The sequence below is a fragment of the Sphingomonas bacterium genome, from assembly GCF_903643065.1.
Taxonomy (GTDB): domain Bacteria; phylum Pseudomonadota; class Alphaproteobacteria; order Sphingomonadales; family Sphingomonadaceae; genus Sphingomonas.
The window spans coordinates 1-2,711 of the sequence record NZ_CAHJWX010000441.1 but is presented as its reverse complement, the minus strand read 5'-3'; the positions used below and the strand labels follow the sequence as shown (position 1 = coordinate 2,711).

The following is a 2,711-nucleotide window of genomic DNA, read 5'->3' as shown; positions in this document are numbered from 1 at the left end:
GGACCGCTATGTGTCCGATCCGCCCGACGGCGCCGAGCCGCTCGCCATCGCCGACGCGCTCGCGCGCCTCGCGCGCGGCGAGCTGCTGAGCGAGACGTCGACGCGCGTGATGCTGGGTACGATGGCGCAGTCGGTGACGGGCCGCGCGCGGCTGCGCGCCGCGATCCCGGGCGGGTGGGAGATCAGCCACAAGACCGGCACCGGCCAGGACCTGGCCGGGCGCAACGCCGGCTTCAACGACGTCGGCCTGCTCACCGCCCCCGACGGCCGCCGCTTCGCGCTGGCGGTCCTGATCGGCGACACGACGCGCCCGATCGGCCAGCGGCAGGCGCTGATCCAGAACGTGGCCCGCGCGGTGACGAGCTACGCGGGAGTTTAAAGCGAGGCGCCTGATTTGATCGCCTCCCCGGCGAAAGCCGGGGAGGCGATCACCGCACCTTCGTTCCCGGCGGCATCTGCGCGATGCTGGCCTTCACGGTCGCAGGGGTAACGCCCACGGGCACGCCCGTCATGTCCGCGATCTCCTGCGCCACCGCCGCCACGTCCGCGACGCCGTCATAGTCGCGGTTGCGCGCATACCGGCCCGTGTCGCTGCTGGCGCCGCGCCGCGTCAGCGTCAGCCGGCCAAAGGGCGAGAAGGTCTTGATCGTCCAGATGGTCGTCAGCTCGTTCTCCCACAGCACGCCCGTGCGCCGATCGATCGCCAGGAACCGCCGGTCGGTGAGGACGTGCGTGATGTGAGGCCAGAGACGGGCGAGCCGTCTCGGCTCCAGCACGAGCGCCCGCGCGATGGTGAGCCACAACAGCCCAAAGCCGACGAACACGAGCAGCAGCCACCATGGTATGCGGGCATCGGCTGACGGGTGCAGCAAATAGAGGATCACGGCGCGAAGTGGAAAGAACCCGACCGCGAACGCCGGCACCGCCCAGCCGATCGCGACGATCCCCGCGCGCGGCATCAGCGCCGTCACCGGCGTCTCGCGCAGCACCCGCTCGCCGGGCGCGAGCAGCGCCTCGACGCGGATCGCGTCTTCCTGAAGCATGTCCAATCTCTCGGCGTCGTCTCGCTCACGAAACGACGTGGCGGTGCCGGAACGGCCAGCAGGAGCGCCTCAGCCCAGCGCCGCCTCCCCCTCCCGGTCCAGCTCGGCCCGCGTCTTCTTCGCCGCCGCCGTCTTCAGCTGGCCGCACGCCGCGTCGATGTCGCGGCCGCGCGGGGTGCGCGTGGGCGCGCTGATGCCCGCCTCGAAGATGATGTTGCTGAACGCGCGGATGCGCTCGGGCGGGGAGCACGCATAGGGCGCGCCGGGCCAGGGATTGAACGGGATCAGGTTCACCTTCGCCGGCAGCCGATAGTGCCGGATCAGCCGCACCAGCTCGCGCGCGTCGTCGTCGCTGTCGTTCTTGCCGTCGAGCATGACATATTCGAACGTGATGCGTCGCGCGTTGTTGGCGCCGGGATAGTCGGCGCAGGCCTGGAGCAGCTCTTCGATCCCGTATTTGCGGTTGAGCGGCACGATCTCGTCGCGCACCGCCTTGGTCACCGCGTGCAGCGACACGGCGAGGTTGACCCCGATCTCCGCCCCCGCGCGCGCCATCATCGGCACGACGCCGCTGGTCGACAGCGTGATCCGCCGCTTCGACAGCGCCAGCCCGTCGCCGTCCATCACCACCGCCAACGCGTCGCGCACGGCGTCGAAATTATAGAGCGGCTCACCCATTCCCATCATCACGATGTTGGTGAGCATCCGCCCCTCGGGTTGGGACGGCCACTCGCCCAGCGCGTCGCGCGCGAGCATCACCTGGCCGACAATCTCGCCCGCCGTCAGGTTGCGCACCAGCCGCATCGTCCCGGTGTGGCAGAAGCGGCAGTTGAGCGTGCAGCCGACCTGGCTCGACACGCACAGGGTGCCGCGATCGGCGTCAGGGATGAACACCGCCTCGTAATCCTGGCCATCGGGCGAGCGCAGCAGCCATTTGCGCGTCCCGTCGGTCGAGACCTGCGCCTCCACCACCTCGGGCCGCCCGATCGCGAAGCGCTCCGCCAGCCACGGCGCCTGCGCCTTGGCGATGTCGGTCATCGCCGCGAAGTCGGTGGCGCCGCGATTGTACAGCCAGTGCCAGATCTGCTTGGCGCGCAGCTTCGCCTGCCGGGGCTCCATGCCCGCCTCGGCCAGCGCCGCGCGAAGCTGGTCGCGGGACAGGCCGATCAGGTCGACGCGCCCGTCCGGCCGCGCCGGCAGGGGCCGCGCGACGGGCACGGGATCGATGTGCCCGGGGATGGGCATGACGGCGGCCGGCTCTGTCAGCATGCGCGATACATAGCGGAAGCGCCGGATTTTTCTAGCCGGGCGCCATGGGGCGCACGCGCAGCCCGATCAGCGGCAGGCCGACGTGCAGCACGATCAGCCACCACAGGCTCCCGGTCAGCGCATAGCCGCCGGCGAAGAACAGCGCGCCCGCGATGCTCGCCGCCAGCGCCCCCGGCCCGCGATAGCCGTGCGCGACGCCATAGCTCAGCGCCATCGCCGCCACCGCGCCGAGCCCGCCAGTGAGCGGCGCCAGTGACCAGAACAGATAGCCGCGATACAGCACTTCCCAGCCGCCGCCGACCCCGATCGCGAAGGCCAGGAACCACCCCGTCTCGCGTCGCCCGCGCGGCATCATCAGCGCGGCCGCCGCCTGCGCGGGGTCGGCCGGGCGCCGCGCAT

Annotated in this window: 4 protein-coding genes; 1 reads left to right on the top strand and 3 read right to left on the bottom strand. The window is 71.3% G+C overall.

All coding sequences use genetic code 11. From position 1 onward, the window contains the following. On the top strand, window positions 1–379 hold a 379-nt coding region (locus tag HUU95_RS13605), incomplete at its 5' end, for a serine hydrolase (RefSeq protein WP_174280596.1). A 49-nt stretch (window positions 380–428) separates the two neighbouring features. Here the strand turns inward: HUU95_RS13605 and HUU95_RS13600 are convergent. From HUU95_RS13600 to HUU95_RS13590, 3 genes are all read right to left on the bottom strand, one after another. Then, window positions 429–1,043: a hypothetical protein gene (locus tag HUU95_RS13600; RefSeq protein ID WP_174280595.1), complete on the bottom strand. Its 615-nt coding sequence runs from the start codon at window positions 1,041–1,043 to the stop codon at window positions 429–431. A gap of 69 nt (window positions 1,044–1,112) precedes the next feature. Further along, window positions 1,113–2,288 carry a 23S rRNA (adenine(2503)-C(2))-methyltransferase RlmN gene (rlmN, locus tag HUU95_RS13595; protein WP_174280594.1) on the bottom strand — a complete coding sequence of 392 codons (1,176 nt, stop codon included), beginning with the start codon at window positions 2,286–2,288 and terminating at the stop codon, window positions 1,113–1,115. A gap of 55 nt (window positions 2,289–2,343) precedes the next feature. Continuing rightward, the coding region (locus HUU95_RS13590; protein WP_174280593.1) for a CPBP family intramembrane glutamic endopeptidase at window positions 2,344–2,711 on the bottom strand (368 nt) is incomplete at its 5' end.